This window comes from Algoriphagus pacificus, from assembly GCF_017254845.1.
GTDB lineage: Bacteria > Bacteroidota > Bacteroidia > Cytophagales > Cyclobacteriaceae > Algoriphagus > Algoriphagus pacificus.
In genome coordinates, this window is the sequence record NZ_JAFKCU010000009.1 from 58,809 (window position 1) to 77,058 (window position 18,250).

The 18,250-nt window shown below is 39.1% G+C and carries 17 protein-coding genes; 7 read left to right on the plus strand and 10 right to left on the minus strand.

Translation table 11 applies throughout. The features are described from left to right. Positions 1–258: 258 nt before the first annotated feature. Positions 259–1,221, plus strand: a complete 963-nt coding sequence (locus J0A69_RS21930; RefSeq protein ID WP_206588782.1) for a CHRD domain-containing protein — start codon at positions 259–261, stop codon at positions 1,219–1,221. 152 nt (positions 1,222–1,373) lie between these two features. Then, a complete protein-coding gene (locus J0A69_RS21935) occupies positions 1,374–2,546 on the plus strand; it encodes a hypothetical protein (RefSeq protein ID WP_206588783.1) in 1,173 nt (390 codons plus the stop codon). Positions 2,547–2,561: 15 nt separating this feature from the next. On the opposite strand, the gene J0A69_RS21940 is transcribed toward J0A69_RS21935, so the two are convergent. The 4 genes from J0A69_RS21940 to J0A69_RS21955 form a co-directional block, all read right to left on the minus strand. Then, on the minus strand, positions 2,562–3,713 hold the full coding sequence (locus tag J0A69_RS21940; RefSeq protein WP_206588784.1) for a hypothetical protein: 1,152 nt from the start codon (positions 3,711–3,713) through the stop codon (positions 2,562–2,564). Between the two features lie 166 nt (positions 3,714–3,879). After that, entirely contained in the window at positions 3,880–5,514 is a 1,635-nt protein-coding gene (pruA, locus tag J0A69_RS21945; protein ID WP_206588785.1) for an L-glutamate gamma-semialdehyde dehydrogenase, read from the minus strand. An 81-nt stretch (positions 5,515–5,595) separates the two neighbouring features. Continuing rightward, positions 5,596–6,291: a YjjG family noncanonical pyrimidine nucleotidase gene (locus tag J0A69_RS21950; protein WP_206588786.1), complete on the minus strand. Its 696-nt coding sequence runs from the start codon at positions 6,289–6,291 to the stop codon at positions 5,596–5,598. An 8-nt stretch (positions 6,292–6,299) separates the two neighbouring features. Beyond that, positions 6,300–6,683, minus strand: coding sequence for an ArsR/SmtB family transcription factor (locus J0A69_RS21955; RefSeq protein ID WP_206588787.1), 384 nt, complete (start codon positions 6,681–6,683; stop codon positions 6,300–6,302). 110 nt (positions 6,684–6,793) lie between these two features. Here J0A69_RS21955 and J0A69_RS21960 point away from each other — a divergent pair, with 110 nt between their 5' ends. Together J0A69_RS21960 and J0A69_RS21965 are read left to right on the plus strand one after the other, a co-directional pair. Next, positions 6,794–7,441: a carboxypeptidase-like regulatory domain-containing protein gene (locus J0A69_RS21960; RefSeq protein WP_206588788.1), complete on the plus strand. Its 648-nt coding sequence runs from the start codon at positions 6,794–6,796 to the stop codon at positions 7,439–7,441. A gap of 87 nt (positions 7,442–7,528) precedes the next feature. Beyond that, positions 7,529–7,903, plus strand: a complete 375-nt coding sequence (locus J0A69_RS21965) for a GxxExxY protein (RefSeq protein ID WP_206588789.1) — start codon at positions 7,529–7,531, stop codon at positions 7,901–7,903. 50 nt (positions 7,904–7,953) lie between these two features. On the opposite strand, the gene J0A69_RS21970 is transcribed toward J0A69_RS21965, so the two are convergent. Beyond that, a complete protein-coding gene (locus J0A69_RS21970; protein ID WP_206588790.1) occupies positions 7,954–9,552 on the minus strand; it encodes an aminopeptidase P family protein in 1,599 nt (532 codons plus the stop codon). A gap of 107 nt (positions 9,553–9,659) precedes the next feature. On the opposite strand from J0A69_RS21970, the gene pafA reads away from it, so the two are divergent. Continuing rightward, complete coding sequence (gene pafA / locus J0A69_RS21975; RefSeq protein ID WP_206588791.1) at positions 9,660–11,291, plus strand: alkaline phosphatase PafA; 1,632 nt, start codon at positions 9,660–9,662, stop codon at positions 11,289–11,291. A 67-nt stretch (positions 11,292–11,358) separates the two neighbouring features. Here pafA and J0A69_RS21980 read toward each other — a convergent pair whose 3' ends face one another. Then, on the minus strand, positions 11,359–12,522 hold the full coding sequence (locus tag J0A69_RS21980) for a homogentisate 1,2-dioxygenase (RefSeq protein WP_206588792.1): 1,164 nt from the start codon (positions 12,520–12,522) through the stop codon (positions 11,359–11,361). Positions 12,523–12,655: 133 nt separating this feature from the next. On the opposite strand from J0A69_RS21980, the gene J0A69_RS21985 reads away from it, so the two are divergent. Beyond that, a complete protein-coding gene (locus J0A69_RS21985; protein WP_206588793.1) occupies positions 12,656–13,444 on the plus strand; it encodes a glycoside hydrolase family 16 protein in 789 nt (262 codons plus the stop codon). A gap of 40 nt (positions 13,445–13,484) precedes the next feature. Then, positions 13,485–14,123 carry an MCP four helix bundle domain-containing protein gene (locus tag J0A69_RS21990; RefSeq protein WP_206588794.1) on the plus strand — a complete coding sequence of 213 codons (639 nt, stop codon included), beginning with the start codon at positions 13,485–13,487 and terminating at the stop codon, positions 14,121–14,123. Here J0A69_RS21990 and J0A69_RS21995 read toward each other — a convergent pair whose 3' ends face one another. Genes J0A69_RS21995 through J0A69_RS22010 form a run of 4 tightly spaced genes read right to left on the minus strand, consistent with a single transcriptional unit; the run spans position 14,124 to position 18,241 of the window. After that, positions 14,124–15,029, minus strand: a complete 906-nt coding sequence (locus J0A69_RS21995) for a sugar phosphate isomerase/epimerase family protein (RefSeq protein WP_206588795.1) — start codon at positions 15,027–15,029, stop codon at positions 14,124–14,126. It abuts the gene before it with no gap. 57 nt (positions 15,030–15,086) lie between these two features. After that, positions 15,087–15,644, minus strand: a complete 558-nt coding sequence (locus tag J0A69_RS22000; protein ID WP_206588796.1) for a gluconate 2-dehydrogenase subunit 3 family protein — start codon at positions 15,642–15,644, stop codon at positions 15,087–15,089. A gap of 16 nt (positions 15,645–15,660) precedes the next feature. Further along, positions 15,661–17,340 carry a GMC oxidoreductase gene (locus J0A69_RS22005; protein ID WP_206588797.1) on the minus strand — a complete coding sequence of 560 codons (1,680 nt, stop codon included), beginning with the start codon at positions 17,338–17,340 and terminating at the stop codon, positions 15,661–15,663. A gap of 28 nt (positions 17,341–17,368) precedes the next feature. Further along, positions 17,369–18,241: a hydroxypyruvate isomerase family protein gene (locus J0A69_RS22010; protein WP_206588798.1), complete on the minus strand. Its 873-nt coding sequence runs from the start codon at positions 18,239–18,241 to the stop codon at positions 17,369–17,371. Positions 18,242–18,250 lie beyond the last annotated feature (9 nt).

The following is an 18,250-nucleotide window of genomic DNA, read 5'->3' on the forward strand; positions in this document are numbered from 1 at the left end:
TGAATATACGATTTAGATAATTGATATACGATTTAGAAGCGGCTGGGGAAAACAGTCGCTTTTTTTTATGCATTTTCTCCTTCAAAGCCTTCTAAAATAATGCTCCCTAATGATGAGCAAAACACTTTTTAAACTGGCTAAGGCATAATGATTTTTTAGTTGATAAAAAATTATAATTAATTGAAAATCAAAACAATCCAAAGCCGCAAGGGGTTACGTAAATGCTTTTATCAGTTAACAAACCAAAATAATTTTCTTATGAAAACATCTTTTCAAAATCTAATGATGCTATGTAGTATAGCATTTTTAGCCTTTTCCTGTCAGAATCTTCAGGAAGAAACCCCTGCCATGAATCAGCTTTTGGATGACAACTCAACTGCCTCTGCTTCTGATGATCCCAACGCGAGAAAAGGACAACTTATGGAATTTGGAGCTTTCCTTACTGGCTCTGAAGAAGTTCCTGCAGTAAATTCTCCAGGTTCAGGCGCTGCTAGAATTACCCAAGTTGATGCAACTACTCTAAAGTTTGAACTGAGAGTAGCTAACACTTCTGATATAGTGGGAGCTCATTTGCATATGGCTTCTGCTGGCTCAAATGGACCTGTTGTAGTCAGTTTACTTCCTGCTGCGAGTCCAGGTTTGAATAATGGCGTGATCGCAGAAGGTATGATCGACGATTCGAAATTAACCGGACCCCTGTCTGGCATGTCAATTTCTGATTTATCTGCTGAACTGGCCTCTGGAAACATTTATGTGAATGTGCACACCACAGATAACAGAAGTGGTGAAATCCGTGGTCAAGTAAGTATGATTGAAGCCAGTGATAACAAAAATTATGGCACTAAATTAAGTGGAGCCAATGAAGTTCCTGCAGCAATGACAGATGCCACAGGAGTAGCGAAATTCAATTTTTCTAATGATGGAAGTGGATTATCCTTTCAAGTTAATGTAGATGAAATCGAGGATGTTCGATTCGCTCATATCCATTTTGCGAAAGCCGGTTCAAACGGAGGAGTGGTGTATACTCTAAAAATGGATAAAATAGAAGGACCAGTTTCTGGAGTCTATGCAAAAGGTGAAATCATGCCTGCAAGCTTCTCTGGTCAAATGATGGGAGGAGATCTTGAGATCCTAAGAGAAGCTTTCAGAACCGGAAATGCTTATGTCAATGTGCATTCAGACGAATTTCCAAGTGGAGAATTAAGAGGACAAATTCATTAAGTTAAGTTTCAATCCCCTAGTTTAGTTGACAAAAAAGGCCAGTAATTACTGGCCTTTTTTTATTTATGAAGTTAAATCCTCTTAAACAGAATTTTCCTTCTTTGTTTTTGGTCTAAGAATTATTTTTTTTAACTAAAGATTTTTTTACCACTATGAAAAAACTATTGCTACTTTTCCTAATATCAGGTATCCTCCTCTTTTCTTGCTCTGATAAACAAACGGTGCAAAATATTGAAGTCTCAGCCAAACAATATGAAATCATCTTTACTGACTCCATTAAAATTCCATACTTAGGAAACCCTATTTTACAAGACGTATCTCCCTCCAATCAAAAGATCCTTTTTACGGAAATCGGGGAATTTGATGTGGAAATTTTCACTGCCAATTTCAACGGAGAAATAATTCACTCTTTTATCGCCAACGGAAATACAATTGTAGGAAACCTTAAACAAATTGCTCCTTTACGTTTCGAAGATGATGGAAACGCGGTCCTTTCTTTCGGGGTACCCCATGTTAAAATCGTTTCACTAGACGGGACTGAGGTAGAAACAATTTTCACGGGAATTCCTTCTTATTACTCTGCTCATCCTTCGCCGAGCAATGAAATAGTCAAAAGGAATAATAAAATTTTTTATAGTAATCGAACAGATGACGGAACCTATAACCGTTATCAAAAAGAGTATCTTCCAAACCTCAAATTGATAGGCTACCTTGATTTGGAAAGTTCGAAAACAACAAATTTCCTTTCTTTTCCAGAAGAAAGTATTTACCAAAATGGCTTGATTTTCCCGCACTCCAATTGGGTTTCACATTTTATTTTTTCAGAAAACGAATTGATCGTTGTATTCGAAGGAGAACCAGCAATTTTTGTATTTGACGATGAAGAACCATTTTCCTTTAAACAAAAAATAGAATTAAACTTACCAGATTTCAAAGCCTATAAAGGACATCCTGAGGGAGAAGAAGGGATAGATATTTTGGATGCTTTTTCAACTTTGGGAAAAATAGAAAGTATTAAAAAGGTGGGTGAATATGTAGTAATTGGATATAAACAGGGATTTACTGACCAACAGATTAGAAATTTAGGCAATGTCATTTCTCCTCAAGAAAAGGGAAAGATGATTCGTGAATATGAAAAAGAGAATTCAAGTAGAATTCAACTCCTAGATGAAAAGTTTCAAGTACTTGACGATTTCCAGAAACCAAAACATCTGAAAATTTCAAGCTTGATGGTAAGAGATGGCCATTTGTGGGGTTCCAAATTTGATCCTGATACTGAGGAAGATTTTTTCACCATCTATAAATTGGAAATTCAGGAAAAATAAATCTTTTAAAAACATCTAATCTGCAAACCTACTTAAATCAATTTTATAAAATTCGTATTCATCTTCTGAAGCTTGCTCGGGTTTTGAAACCAAAATTCCTCCTTCCGGTGAAATTATTTGACTTGAATTTTGCCCAGCATCGTAAAAAATCGACAATTCAGCTTTTATCTTCCACTCCAAGTCATAAATCAAAAACAAAAAATACTTCTTATTCAAACCTTGTCTTTTCCTGATATCAGTAATTTCCGGTTGTGTTTCCTCCGTTTTCAATAACACTTTGCGGACGTATAATTTATTGACAGAATCAAAAAGCAATGCTACGTTAGAAGAAGATTCTGGATTATTCCGCCAATTTTTATTTTTCCCGTTTTGCTCATAGATACCAGGTAGATATTTTAATTCTGATTTACTCTCCAAGGCTATTTTCTTTAAAACTTTACAATTTTTAATCTGATACAATGAATCTGATGGTGCAAACATGAAATAAAACTCGTCCTTTTGATCATTGAAAACAGATATAATTGAGGAGGCAGAAGTGCTATTAGAAAATTCATTTCCTAAAGGGGCTTTAAAATCTGAATTACAAATCCATCCATTGTTGAGATCAAATTCAACCAACCATTTTCTATAGTTCAGGTCAACACTCTTTTCTTCATCAAATAGGTCAAATGGATTATTGACTAGCTGGTACCTACCCTCACCCACTTCTAAAAAATTATCCCTCAAATCAGACATCTGAATTATCATCCGCTCTTGGTACTCAGTCCAATCTAAATCAATTTCTTGGATTTGGAGGCCATGTTTATACTTTTTTACATTCCCTTGAGAGCTTAGGGCTATAAATTCATTTTCATCAAATGTTTGCGAGGCAATACCATGACCTTTAAGCGAAAGAGGTCCTTCTTTTGGAATCCTAAAGGAAAACTCCTTCTTACCAGAATCTACACTAAAAAGACTATAACCTTGATCTTCGCGAGAAACAAAAAATTTCTTCCCATTCCAAGAAATGACCTTTTCCAAATTGATTTTTACTGTAGATGAATCTTTTTCAAAAAGGAACTCTCCATCAATAAATTCATCTAAATTACCCTGATAGATTTCCACTGGGCTTTTTTTTGCACAGGAGAAGATCATCATCACAAAAAAAACAATGAACAGGTTTTTCATTTAAATTGTACTATGAGTTTAACTAAAACTAAAAAAATCAACTAAACTAAAAAAGCCTCAGAAATAAATCCGAGGCTTCTCAAACCTTTGAGGTCTTCAAGACTTCTTATGTTTATAATAGTTGAAAAGATCTTCGAGGTTTTTAAAACCTCAAAGGTCAAAAGAATCAATCCTCTCCCAAGAATGGATATCTGTAATCCTCTGGAGAAACAAAGGTTTCTTTGATGGTACGTGGAGAAACCCAACGAAGTAGGTTGATCATAGATCCTGCTTTGTCATTAGTTCCAGAAGCTCGGCTTCCTCCAAATGGCTGCTGACCTACCACTGCTCCGGTAGGTTTGTCATTGATGTAGAAATTACCTGCTGCATTTTTCAGCTTAGTAGTTGCCAATTCAATAGCATAACGATCCTGAGAGAACACCGCACCTGTCAAGGCATAAGGACCAGTTTGATCTACCAATTCCAAGGTTTCTTCGAAATTCTCAGCATTGTAAACATAAATAGTCAATACTGGACCGAAAATCTCTTCACACATCGTGGTGTACATCGGATCTTGCGTCACAATCACAGTTGGCTCGATGAAATAACCTTTTGACTTGTCGAAGTTACCACCAGCAATAATTTCTACTCCTGGAGCCTCTTTTGCTTTCGTGATGTATCCGGAGATCTTATCAAAAGCTTTCTCGTCAATCACTGCATTGATGAAATTGGTGAAGTCTTCCGTTCCTCCCATTTTCATAGAAGCCAAATCTTCCAAAATATATCCTTTTACCTCATCCCAAATATTGGATGGGATATAAGCTCTGGAAGCGGCAGAACACTTTTGTCCTTGGTATTCGAAAGCACCTCTCACCAAACCAACAGCCACCGCTTTAGGAATTGCTGATTTATGTGCAATCACAAAGTCTTTCCCTCCAGTCTCACCAACAATTCTTGGGTAAGATTTGAATTTATTGATATTGGCTCCGATCTCTTTCCAGATATGCTGGAAAACTCCAGTAGATCCAGTAAAGTGAATCCCTGCGAAATCAGGATGCTTGAAAATAATATCACCAGCCACTGGACCGTCCACATAGATCAAATTGATCACGCCGTCAGGAACTCCCGCTTCTTTGAAGACTTCCATTAAAACATTTGCAGAGTAAATCTGTGTGTAAGCTGGTTTCCAAACGATGGTATTTCCCATCATAGCTGCAGATGCAGGTAGGTTACCCGCAATCGCCGTAAAATTGAAAGGAGTCAATGCAAAAATAAACCCTTCCAAAGGTCTTTGTTCCAATCTATTCCAAACGCCATTTCCAGAAACTGGTGGTTGTTGGGCATAAATCTCAGTCATGTATTTCACGTTGAAACGCAAGAAGTCAATAAACTCACAAGCTGCATCAATCTCAGCCTGCATGGCATTTTTGGATTGACCCAACATGGTCGCAGCATTGATTTTAGCTCTATAGGGACCAGCGATCAAATCGGCCGCTTTCAAGAAGATAGCAGCTCTTTGCTCCCAAGCCATATTTTCCCAGGCATATTTTGCTCCTAAAGCAGCATTGATCGCCTGCTCTACATGAGAAGCATCTCCTTCGTGAAAATGTCCAAGAATATGTTGATGGTCATGAGGAGGCGACATTGAGACTGTTTTGCCTGTTCTAACTTCCTCTGAACCAATATACATCGGCACATCAACTTGCATAGATCTCGCTTTGTCCAGCGCAGCTTGCAATTCTTTTCTTTCCGGGCTTCCGGGTGCATATGCTTTTACCGGCTCGTTAACCGGAGTGGGTACATTGAAAAAACCTTTGAGCATGATATCTGGGGTTATGATTTTCTGATGTTGGCAAAGATAACCAACAGGATTTTATTGGCTAGTGATTTTAGAACAAAAGCATTACAAGATACTTTCCAGTTCCTGAAGATGGGCAATGGTAAAAGTCGGTTTCAAATCGATTTCCATTCCTTTTGGATTGAAATACACCTGATCAATTGAAGCATTTTGAGCTCCCAAAATATCTGATTTGGGGTTATCTCCGATCATGATGCAATGTTCCGCACTGGTGCAAAGCTTTTCCATGGCATGATAAAAGATCCTCGGATCAGGCTTTTTATGCCCCGTGGTTTCAGAAGTCACTACTAGATCAAAATACTTGTCCAAACCTGAAGATGTTATTTTTTTCGCTTGGGACTCATTAAATCCATTGGTAATCACATGCAAGGGATATTTAGCTTTCAAGTAATCAAGAATCTCAATACTGTAAGGAAAAAGATGCGGTTTGGAAGAAGTCCTATCCATAAAATCTTCTTCGAAAGGAGTTGGAACAGAATCCTCAAGTGCACCAGCATGGGCAAAAATCATCCGAAAACGTTGTTTCCTCAAATTGACTTTGTCGATTTTTCCCACATTATACCAGTCCCACAACTGGAAGTTGACATGATGGAACGAATCAAATAATTGCTGGAAAGTAGGGATTCCCAGTTCCTTTAAATTGTAATGTTCATACAATTCAGATAGGGATTCGGTGACATTTCGATCATAGTCCCAAAGTGTATGGTCTAAATCGAAAAAGATGTGTTGGTAAGTTTTCAAAAGATTTTTTAGCGTCTGTACTGATTATTCTGAATTTTATTAAAGGCCAGTTCTCGATTCGATTTCAGGATTTCGAAGGTTTCCTGATCCTTAATTAAACTGGGGTCCTTTTGAATAAACTTAAAAACCGTCTGAAAGATTTCTAAATATTCCTCAAGGATGTAATAAAACATCCATTGGTCTACTCTTCGGCTTCCTAGTAGTCCTGCATTTTTTAGAGAAATCAGATGTCGACTGGTTTTGGTTTGTGTAAAATCCAGAATATGCTCTAAATCAGAAATGGATAATTCCTTATTCAGCATCAATAAATGAATAATTCGAACTCTAGGCTCCTCAGAAAGTGCCTTAAATATTCGGAGTCCGTAGTTTAAACTGATATTTTTGAGTCTCATTTAGTAAGTTTTAACTCAGTTTGTGCTGGTAAAATAAAAAATCAAACGAAATTAGGGTATAATCGCATTCAAATTGCCAACCTTTCGTTTTTCAATTAGTTAAATAAAAAGTGAATAATTCCATACTTCTTCGATCCGCATTTCTTTTTCTACTGGGAATATTTTTTTCGGTGCAGCTAGCTTCTGCCCAAGATCAACAGGAAAAGAAAGTAATCCAACTCTCTGGTATCATATTAAATGCTGACAGCACAGATGCAGTGGCGGGAGTTAACGTATATGTTCCTAAGAAAGGAAGAGGTACCAGTTCAGGTAGGTTTGGTTATTTCTCCATGCCAGTTTTAGAAGGCGATAGTGTTGTTTTCAGTTTCATTGGTCTAAAAAGACAGACTTTCAAAGTTCCTGAAAATGTAGACAAAGACAGAATCAGTTTGATTTTAACCATGGAGATTGATGAAATCGCTTTGGCAGAAATTGAAGTAATGCCTTATCCTACTGAAGAAGAATTTAAACAGGCTGTGATTGCCTTGAATGTGGTGGACCCAATGTCCATCAGTAGAGCTAACATGAGTCCCGAAATGCTCTTACGTTGGGCAGAAAGCATGCCTGCCTCGGGAGAGGAAAACTTCCGCTATTTCCAACAGGGACAAACACTCCAAAACCAGGATCTCTATGGTCCTAGACCGCTACGTTTGCTAGATCCATTTGCTTGGGGTCAGTTCATCCGCTCGATTAAACGGGGTGATTTGAAGAGTAAGTAACAATTCTCTCTCGTAAAGTCACAGAGACGCAAAGATTTTGATAAGGTGTATTAAGATATCAGCTTTCAACTTTTTCTAATATTTTTTATGCATGAAAACGAAATCTCTAAAATAATTGTAGATACGGCTTTTAAAATCTATAAAGGGCTTGGTCCAGGACTATTAGAATCAGTTTATCAAAGAATCTTTGAACATGAATTAAAGAGCTTTGGACTTAAAATTGATTCAGAAGTAATTATTCCGGTTCATTGGTCCGGGCTAAAGTTTGATCAAGGGTTTAGAGCTGACATCATTGTCGAAAATAAGGTGATTATCGAACTAAAATCAGTAGAAAAACTTCTACCAGTTCACCCAAAACAACTCAGAACATACCTTATCCTTTCAGGATTAAAACTTGGACTATTGATTAATTTCAATGAAGACAAATTCACAAACGGTATTAAAAGAGTTGTAATGGTTTAGATAAAAATTAAGCCATTCTCTCGCGCCTTTGCTCCTTTGCGGGAGTCTTATTAATTAATCTCAGGCAGCACCCAGTTTTCCAAAACACTTGGTATCCGCATCATTTGCTCAATGGCAGTAACAGTTCTAGGAGCATCTCCAGATAAATTAACTGGGCCATCGGCTGTCACCAAAATATCATCCTCAACTCTCACTGCAATCCCCCACCATTTAGAATCACATTCTGATCCTTCGGGAATGTATATCCCAGGTTCAACTGTGATGATTGCACCTTCTTTGAGTGGACCCCTGCTACCTCTATCATGTACATCCAAACCTAAGTGATGACTGGTTCCATGAGGAAAATAATTATGACTTTGTCCTGCTTTAATAATTCCCAGTTCCACCAAACCTTCATCGATGATCCTTCTGGTAGCATCTCCGATAGTTGCAAAATCAGTTCCCACCTTGGTCAATGCAATACCTGCATCCTGAGCCTTCAAAACCAATTCATAAATTGCCTTTTCTTCTTGATTGAATGTTCCGCTTACCGGAATCGTCCTAGTTACATCTGCTGTATAGCCTTTCCATTCTGCACCCAAATCCATCAACAAGAGTCTATCACTGATAGATTCAAGGTCATTTTCGATATAATGGAGAATACATCCATTATTTCCTGCTCCCACGATAGATGGATAGCCTAAATCCTCGGCGCCATATCGTTTATAAATGAACTCATGGATTCCTTGGATTTCTCTTTCGGACATTCCCGCTTTTGCAGCCTTCATTACTTCAATCTGGCCAATTGCTGAAATCTGTGCGGCCTTTTTAATCAACTTTTGCTCTTCAATAGTCTTAACTTCACGCAGTCCTTCCATGATTTCTGTCAAAGCAAATAGATCCACTTTCTGCTGTGGGAGTTTCTCTTTTACTGCCATTCTTTTCTCTGGGGAATCCGCATTTAAAAAATCCTTCAAAACAGGATCATCTTCAACTTCTGGATAGCGCTGCTTAGCTCTTCCAATCATTTGGGCGATGTCTCCAGAGTTATTCAAGTCAGCTGCTCGGATCATTTCATACATCTGAAGATTGATCTGAGGAACATTTGCTGGATATCCTGTTGCCTGTTTGAAGGCATAAACCATATTTTTCAATCCTGCATTTGCACTGCTTCCTTCAATTTCTTCTGAAAGGTCAAAGGACAAAACCTTGTCAAAAGCCGCAAAATCAATTTTTTGCTGTCCTGTGAATTCCTCATATAGATACACTTGCCCAAATCCCAAAGTCTCTTTGGCTCCCTCTACTCCCAATCTCTTCCCATTCCACATTTCAGCACGTGGATCTCTCGGCTGCACATAAATGATTTCATCTGTCAGACTACCATTTATTTCTTTTGCTTCGCTAAAAACTACTAGAACTGCATTGGGCTCACGAAACCCCGTCAGGTAATAAAAATCCGTGTTGGGATGGTAGACATAATCCACATCATTGGATCTATTTTTGACTGGGCTATTAAAAATTACTGCTACAGAATTCGCGGGCATTTCGCTTCTCAAAGCAGCTCTTCTTTCTTTATGCCAATCAGAAGATAAGGCATCCTGAAAAAATGACTGAGAGAAAGCACTTTGACCAAGTGTGATCACCACAAAAAGAAGGAGTAGTTTTTTCATTATTTCCTAAATTAAAGATTCGTAATCTCATATGTTTTCCCCATTTAACAAAGTCTTAATCATCTAAATGGTACATATGCTTATCTTTGCGCACAAATATTACGACCATGAAAAAAATTGGAATCCTATTTTTCCTGACCCTGCTTTCACTTGGGACAGCATTTGCTCAAAATAAACCTGAAAACCCAAAACTGATTGTTGGGATAATTGTAGATCAAATGAGACAAGAATATCTCTATCGATTTGCTGATCGCTACAAAGAAGGTGGGTTCAAAAGGCTTATGAATGACGGCTTTATGATGAAAAATGGTCATTACAATTACATTCCAACTTATACTGGTCCAGGGCACGCTTCGGTGTATACCGGAACAACTCCAGCTACTCATGGGATTATCGGCAACAGCTGGTATGTCAGAAGTTTGAATGGATCTCTTTATTGCGCGGGTGATTCTACAGTGACCAATGTAGGTGGAACAGTTAGCAGCGGACAGATCAGTCCAAGAAACCTTCTGACAACAACTATCACGGACGAATTGAAATATGCCACAAACAAAAGATCCAAAGTAGTGGGAGTGGCAATAAAAGACAGAGGAGCGAGTTTGCCAGCTGGACACTTGGGTGACGCGTACTGGTTTGACAGCGCCAATGGTGAATTTATGACTTCCACTTACTACACTGATAGCTTACCACAATGGGTGCAGGATTTCAACATGAAAAAAGTTGCCGAGACATATTTAAATCAAACTTGGAATACTCTTTATCCTATTGAAACTTATGTTCAAAGCATTGAAGACGACAACGAATTCGAGGCTCCTTTTGCAGGAAAAGACACACCTACATTTCCATATGATCTTAAAACCCTTCGTGAAGGAAATGGAGATTTGGGATTGATTGCCTCCACTCCATTTGGTAATTCTATGACTTTAGATTTTGCAATTGCAGCGATCGAAGGAGAAAATCTGGGAAACAGAGGTGAAACAGACTTTTTAGCATTGAGCTTCTCATCTCCCGATTACATTGGTCATAGATTTGGACCAAAGTCTAAAGAAATCGAAGACAATTACCTTCGTTTAGATCTGGAGTTTGAAAGACTTTTGAATTACCTAGACGAAAAAATCGGTGAAGGCGAATACCTTATTTTCTTATCAGCAGATCATGCCGTGGCAGACGTAGCAACGCACATGCTCAGTGAAAATATCCCTGCAGGAAATCTAAATACCAGTTATATCAATGCGCAATTGAAAGGATATACTCAATTGACATACGGTGAAGGAAACTGGATTTTGAATATGTCCAATGAGCAGGTTTTCTTAAACCATGAACTAATTCGAGAAAAAGATCTTGATCTAGATGATGTGCAGGAAGACTTAGCTAATTTCTTGTTAAGATTCAGAGGTATAAAAGAAGTGTACACTGCCCATGCCATGAAAAACACTGAATTTACAGAAGGTAGAGCAGCAAAACTTCAAATGGGATACAATCATAAAGCTTCCGGAGATCTGCTTTTGATCTTAGAACCAGGCTGGTTGACAGGAGGAGCAAGAGGCACTTCCCATGGCACCGGTTATACTTATGACACCAATGTTCCGATTGTATTTTATGGATGGAATGTACCTGCAGGTCAAAGCTCCAGATATGCCACGATCACTGACATTGCTCCTACACTTTCGATGATGCTAAACATCAAATTCCCAAATGGAGCTACTGGTCAACCGATCACGGAAATAACTGACAAATAATACCTCTTTAAAAAAGTGAAGCCCCGAATTACTTCGGGGCTTTTTTTATGAGTCAGAAAAACGAGCTCTATTCTGTCCAACTCATTGGGTAATTTTTATCGACAAACTCTAAAGCATCAGTAGTGATTTCAAGAGATTTGAACGTATCCAGCATCACTGCATATTCTTCAGTTGCTTTGGCTCCGATTGATTTTTCCACAGTTCCGGGATGAGGCCCATGAGGCAATCCTCCCATATGAATAGTAAATGAACCTCTATCAATTCCTTTTCGGCTCATAAACTCTCCCTCTGCATAATAAAGAACTTCATCAGAGTCAATATTGGAGTGATTATATGGTGCGGGAATCGCCAAAGGATGATAATCAAACAACCTTGGCACAAAAGAGCAGATTACGAATCCCCAAGCCTGAAAGGTCTGATGGACTGGTGGTGGCTGATGAATTCGTCCGGTTATTGGCTCAAAATCGAAAATCGACAAGGCGTATGGATACAAATAACCATCCCAACCTACAATGTCCAAAGGACTGTGTCCATAAGAATAAGGATGTAACATCCCTTGCTTTTTGATCTGAACAAGGAAGTCACCTTTTTCTTTTTGAACTTCCAAAGATTCTGGAGTCCTGATGTCGCGCTCACAATAGGGTGAATGTTCCAATAACTGCCCAACTTCATTTCTATAGCGCTTAACAGTTTCAATTGGCCCATGTGATTCTATGATCAACAAACGAAGTGGACCTTCTTCCTTAAATTCAAACTTATAAATGGTGGTTCTCGGGATGACAATATAATCTCCTTTTCGAACGGTTAATTTTCCAAATTGGGAGTACAAAACCCCTTCCCCATCGTGAATATAAATCAGCTCATCTCCGTCTGCATTTTTGAAAAAATAATCCATTTTTCGCTTCTTCGGCGTACAGATACCCATCATGACATCTGAGTTCATCATCAAAATCCTTCTCGCTGTCAGGTAATCCTCTCCTGTGATTTCCACTCCAGAAGTTTTGAGATGCGTTTGCTGCAAACCATGGTCCTTGGCTGGTTTCCAAGAATAAGGAGTTGGTTTGCCGATGGATTTTACCTCATTCGGATTATGGATATGGTAAAGCGTAGAATAGATCCCTGAAAAGCCTTTGGAGCTAACCAGTTCTTCTTTGTAAAGGCTTCCATCTGGCTGACGGAATTGTGTATGTCTTTTGGGTGGAATCTCGCCCAATCGATGATAATATGCCATAAATTTTGGGTTTATATAGGTACTAAATTACAAATAATGTCTGGACTACTAGCAATTTTGCCTTTTGATAGACCTCTTATTAAAACTCTTCTTAATTACTTTAGTTTTTGTATTTTCCCCTATCTTAAAAATGATGCGAAAACTACTCATACTTATTTCACTTTTCATTTCCACTGAGACAATTGCTCAAAAGGCCAAATTGATCTGGGCAGATGAATTTAAAAAATCAGGCTTACCTGATCCTGCAAAATGGGACTATGATGTTGGAGATCACGGTTGGGGCAATCAGGAATTACAATACTATTCTCGGGCTGACAAAGAAAATGCTAGGGTTGAAAAAGGTGTATTGATCATAGAAGCCAAAGCTGACTCCTCACATCCCAAAGGCTATACTTCTGCCAGATTGGTGACCCGAGGAAAAGCTTCCTGGAAATACGGCTACATTGAAGTCAAAGCCAAATTACCAACCGGAACTGGTACTTGGCCAGCTATCTGGATGCTAGCCGAAAACAATGTTCATGGAGGCTGGCCGGCAAATGGGGAAATTGATATCATGGAGCATGTAGGTTTCGATCCAGGCAAAGTTCATGGAACTGTTCACACCAAGGCTTTTAACCATACAATCGGCACACAAAAAGGAGGATTCCAAATGGTTCCTAATTTCGACACAGAGTTTCATACCTATGCCATTGATTGGACCTCCGAAAAAATAGATTTCTACATCGATGACTCTCTTTATTTTACATTTGTCAATTCGGGAGGTGATTATTCGGAATGGCCATTTGATGCGCCTTTCCATTTAATTTTAAATATCGCTGTCGGTGGTGGCTGGGGAGGCCAAAAGGGTGTAGACCCCACAATCTGGCCTCAAAAAATGGAGATTGATTACGTCAGAGTTTATGACAAAAAACCGTTGAAATAGACTTAAAAATATTCATCAGTAACAATTAAATATCCCTGTTTTGAAAAAGAAAAAGCTTCAGGCAATTGCCGTAATTTCTGTTTTATTACTTCTGATTTATGGAAAAAACCTAACGGAAAGACAGGCTTTCAAAAGCATCAGTAAGACATTTACAGATGTTTACAATGACAGACTTGTTGTAGAAGGTTATATTTTCCAGATTTCAGATCGCTTATTTTCTATCCAGAAACTCATTGATCACTGCAATATGGATTATGATTATTCGAGAGTCATCAATGAAATAGATGGTCATGAAAAAGGGATCATGGACCTGATTGTGGATTTTGAAAAAACAAACCTAACTATCGAAGAATCGGACTATTTGACTGACTTCAAGAAAATCATTGAAAACGACCTGAGCATCAAAAATTATGATTTGCTGTATTCAGATTCGTCTGGAGTCAATACGCAGCAAGTGAAGCTTTATGATCAAAAAATTGCTTTGGCAAAAAAAGATCTGGAGAATCTAAGCAAAATCCAGATGGATGAAGGTCAAAAACTAATCAGCAAAGCCAAAGTCCAAATTAACAGATCCCAGATCTGGGCTCAATTTGAAGTGGCTTTGCTGATCATTTTGATTATCGTGATCTATATTTTCCTGTTCAAAAGTTCAGGGAAAAAGCAAGATGTTTTTTCCTGATTAATACTCGAATGAATTCATTAGATAGGCTGCGTTCTTTTCGGCAGCTTCCATCGGATTGGTTCCGACAAATCTTTCTTGCTCCACGATAAAATACTCCATTCCTAAATCAATTGATTCTTTTACTATGTCAGTGAATGGAATCTCTCCAGAACCAAATAAAACGCCTCTTTCCTCACCATCACCTTTGTCAGCTTCGGCATCTTTCAAGTGACAAAGTTTGAATCTTCCTGGATATTTTGCCAGATAGGCAGCAGGATCTACTCCGGCCACATGCACCCAATAAATATCCATTTCAAAATCAACAAGAGCAGGATCCGTATTTTCCATCAATACATCTTGAGGCATGGTTCCATCCATTGACACAAAAGTGTAATCATGGTTATGATAAGCGAATTTCAATCCGTGGCTTTTCAAAGTTTCCCCCGCTTCATTGAATTTATCAGCAAAGGATTTATAATCATCAATAGTCTTTTGAGAACCTATCCAAGGACAAATCAGGTATGTTAATCCTGCTTCTGCCGCCGCTTCTGCTTGGGCATCGAGATTTTCGAACACGTTCGCATGGGAAGCAACCATTTCCACACCTAAATCTGTGGTCAGACTCTTGAATTCTTTGGGATCCATTCCCCAAAGCACTCCTTTTCCTCCATCAAACCCTTCAAATTGTTTGTAGCCAAAGCCTGCCAAAGCTGTCATGGTTGCCTTTGCGTCGGCAGCCATTTCATCCTTTACGGAATACAATTGGATACCAAATGATTGAAGCTTGGACTTTACTTCCTCGGGTGAAACAATAAGATCTTCATTTTCTTTTTTTGCAGGCGAGCAAAATTGCAAAGGCATAAAAGCAGAGCTTACACCGAGCAAGGCTCCCATTTTAATAAATTTTCTTCTTGGATTGTTCATGATGTAAAAAGCCTGCCCCTTTTCGGGAGCAGGCGGTTTTTTATGTACTGGTTTAATTTAGAGTGCGTAAGCTTTATCTCCAGGATTGTAAGGGATACAAGGATCGTATCTTCCTGGCACCTCCACAAAATTCAAGGCTTGAGTAGCACCGATCTCAGAAGTGAAATATCCTAAAACCGTAAGGTCTTTCAGCATGTAAATCACTTCTGGCTTTCTTTCTCCACTGGCTTTTGCAGTTTCATACATCTTATTGAGGTAAGCAGTTCTTTCTTCAGCAGAAGCTTCTACGAAGGCTTTGCCTGTTTCAGCTTTAAACTCCTTGTTGATCATATTCAATCCGTCAACAAAGGTTTTTTGCTGCTCTGCATCATAGCAATCCTTCACCATCATTACGATGAATGAACCAATTCCTGTTGCTTTTGCACCTGGAGTATCTGTAGCTGGAATAATCGTATCTCCAATTTCATCCAGGAAAGCAATATCCTCAGGTTTGAAATCCAACCCTTCGATTTGATGTTCTGGAGTACAACCGGTCAAGATCGCTGTGGCGCCTACCATGGTTCCTCCCATCATTAGAACTACGCTTTTCAGTGCGTCTCTTCTATTCATAGTCATAGTTTCCGTCGTTTAATTAGAGATTTCCTTTTTTCAATTCGTCCACAGCAAATGCTGCGGCTCTTGCTGTCAAAGCCATGTAAGTCAACGATGGGTTTACGGCTGCTGCTGAAGTCATACAAGCACCATCAGTCACAAACACATTTTTCGCTTCCCAAACTTGGTTATTGCCATTCAAGACAGATGTTTTAGGGTCACGTCCCATTCTGGCTGTACCCATTTCATGAATACCTTGACCGAATGTATAGCCGGCATCGTATTGATTTATATTTTTAAAACCTGCTACTTCCAACATTTCGGCTGCATCAGCCATCATGTCTTTACGCATTTTGATTTCATTATCCTTGATTTCAGCATTCATCACCAAAGCTTCCATTCCCCATTTATCCTTAACAGTATCGCTTAGCTTAATGGTATTGTCATGGTAAGGAAGAATTTCTCCAAATGCTGTAATTCCCATTGACCAAGGTCCTGGTTGAGAAAGAGCTTCTTTCAAAGGCGCTCCGAAATTAATTTCTGCCACATCTCTGCTCCAACCACTTCTACTTGCTCCACCTTGATAGCCAAATCCTCTTAGATAATCACGTTTATCTCCATTGACATTACGGAATCTTGGGATGTAAAGTCCGGTAGGTCTTCTTCCGAAATAATACTTATCATCGTATCCTTCCATCGTTCCGCTTGCCCCAAGTCTGAAATGGTGATCCATTACGTTATGGCCCAATTCTCCAGAGCTACTTCCCAAGCCGCCTGGCCAGATATCAGTAGCAGTTCTCATCAAAATGGCAGTCGAGTTAAATGCAGAGGCACATAAGAAAACCACTTTCGCATCATACTCTACCGTTTGATTTGTTTCAGCATCCAGTACCTCAACTCCGGTTGCCTTCTGAGTATCTTTATCATAAATCAATCTTCTCACGATTGACCAAGGTCTCAAAGTCAGATTTCCTGTAGCGTCTGCCGCAGGTAAGGTTGAAGCTTGTGTACTGAAATAACCTCCAAATGGACAGCCTAAAGAACACTTATTTCTGTATTGACAGCCTGGTCTTCCCGGAAGTGGCTGAGTAATATTTGCAGGACGACCAATCGTCCAGGTTCTTGCACCTTTATAATGCTCCTTGATTCTTGCAGCGGCATCTTTTTCCACACAGTTCATAGGCATTGGAGGCATGAATTCTCCATCAGGAAGAACGTCCAAACCATCTTTTGAACCGGAAACCCCAGCGAATTTCTCCACATAGGAATACCATGGCGCAATGTCTTTGTATCGAATCGGCCAGTCAACGGCAATTCCCTCTTTCACATTTCCTTCAAAATCAAGGTCTGACCAACGATACGATTGTCTTCCCCAAAGCAAGGATCTACCTCCTACTTGATAGCCTCTGAACCAAGTAAATGGCTTTTCTTCCACATAAGGCGATTCGTCTTCGTGCGCCCACCAATCGAGGTTCAATTCATTCAACACATAATCTCTTCTCAGGTTTGGATGGTTCTCCAACTGTTCCTGAGTCCTTCTACCTCTATGAGGCACTTCCCAAGGAGCAAGAGTAGCAGATTTATAATCCTTCACATGCTCCACCATTGGTCCTCGCTCCAAGAGCAAAACCTTCAGACCTTTTTCGGTCAATTCTTTCGCAGCCCAACCTCCACTTATTCCGGACCCAACTACGATTGCATCATACGCTTGATTTGCCATAAAATATGGTTTTTGTTAGTTATTTGGTTTAAACATCACAGATCTGAACACCTTGTGCCAAAGATGCCATCTTATCTTCATTTTTAGGGATAAACTCATGAGACACATATCCCTTGAATCCTGTCGCTACAATAGCTCTCATGACAGCTGGGTAATTAATTTCTTGGTCATCTCCCAATTCATTTCTGCCAGGGTTTCCGGCAGTATGGTAATGCCCAAAGTATTGATGGTAATCAGTAATATTTCGAATCAGATCTCCTTCATCAATTTGCATGTGATAGATATCAAACAGCAACTTGAAATTCGGACTATCTAATCTCTTACATAATTCCACGCCAAAGGCTGATTTATCACATAGGTAATCTTTATGATTAATCTTACTGTTCAAAAGCTCCATTTGAATCATGACTCCATGCTTTTCAGCAATAGGCATGATTCTTTTTAATCCTGTAAGACAATTCTGCAAGCCAGTTTCATCATCCATTCCCCTTCTGTTTCCAGAAAAACAAATCAGATTCTTATAACCTGCTTCGGCAACTAGCGGAATCATTTTGGTGTAATTCTCTACCAATTGATCATGGTATTTCACTTCTCCAAATCCTTCGGTCAAACTGATTTCTGCTCCATTGCACATGGAGGAGTCCAATCCATGTTTTTTCAGTGTTTCCCAACCACTAGGACCTATTAGATCCACTCCTTTGATTCCGATTTTTTTTACTTCGACGCAAAAATCTTCCAAACTATAGCCTCGAAAACACCAATGGCAAACACCATGATTGATGTTTCCTTTTAAATCTGCAGGCATAAACTCTTTAGGGTTATAACTGGAGAGGGTACCCAGAGTGGCGCCTCCAACCAGCATTTTCTTGAAGGAAGAACGTCTTCCAGAATCAAATGACATATTTTTTTC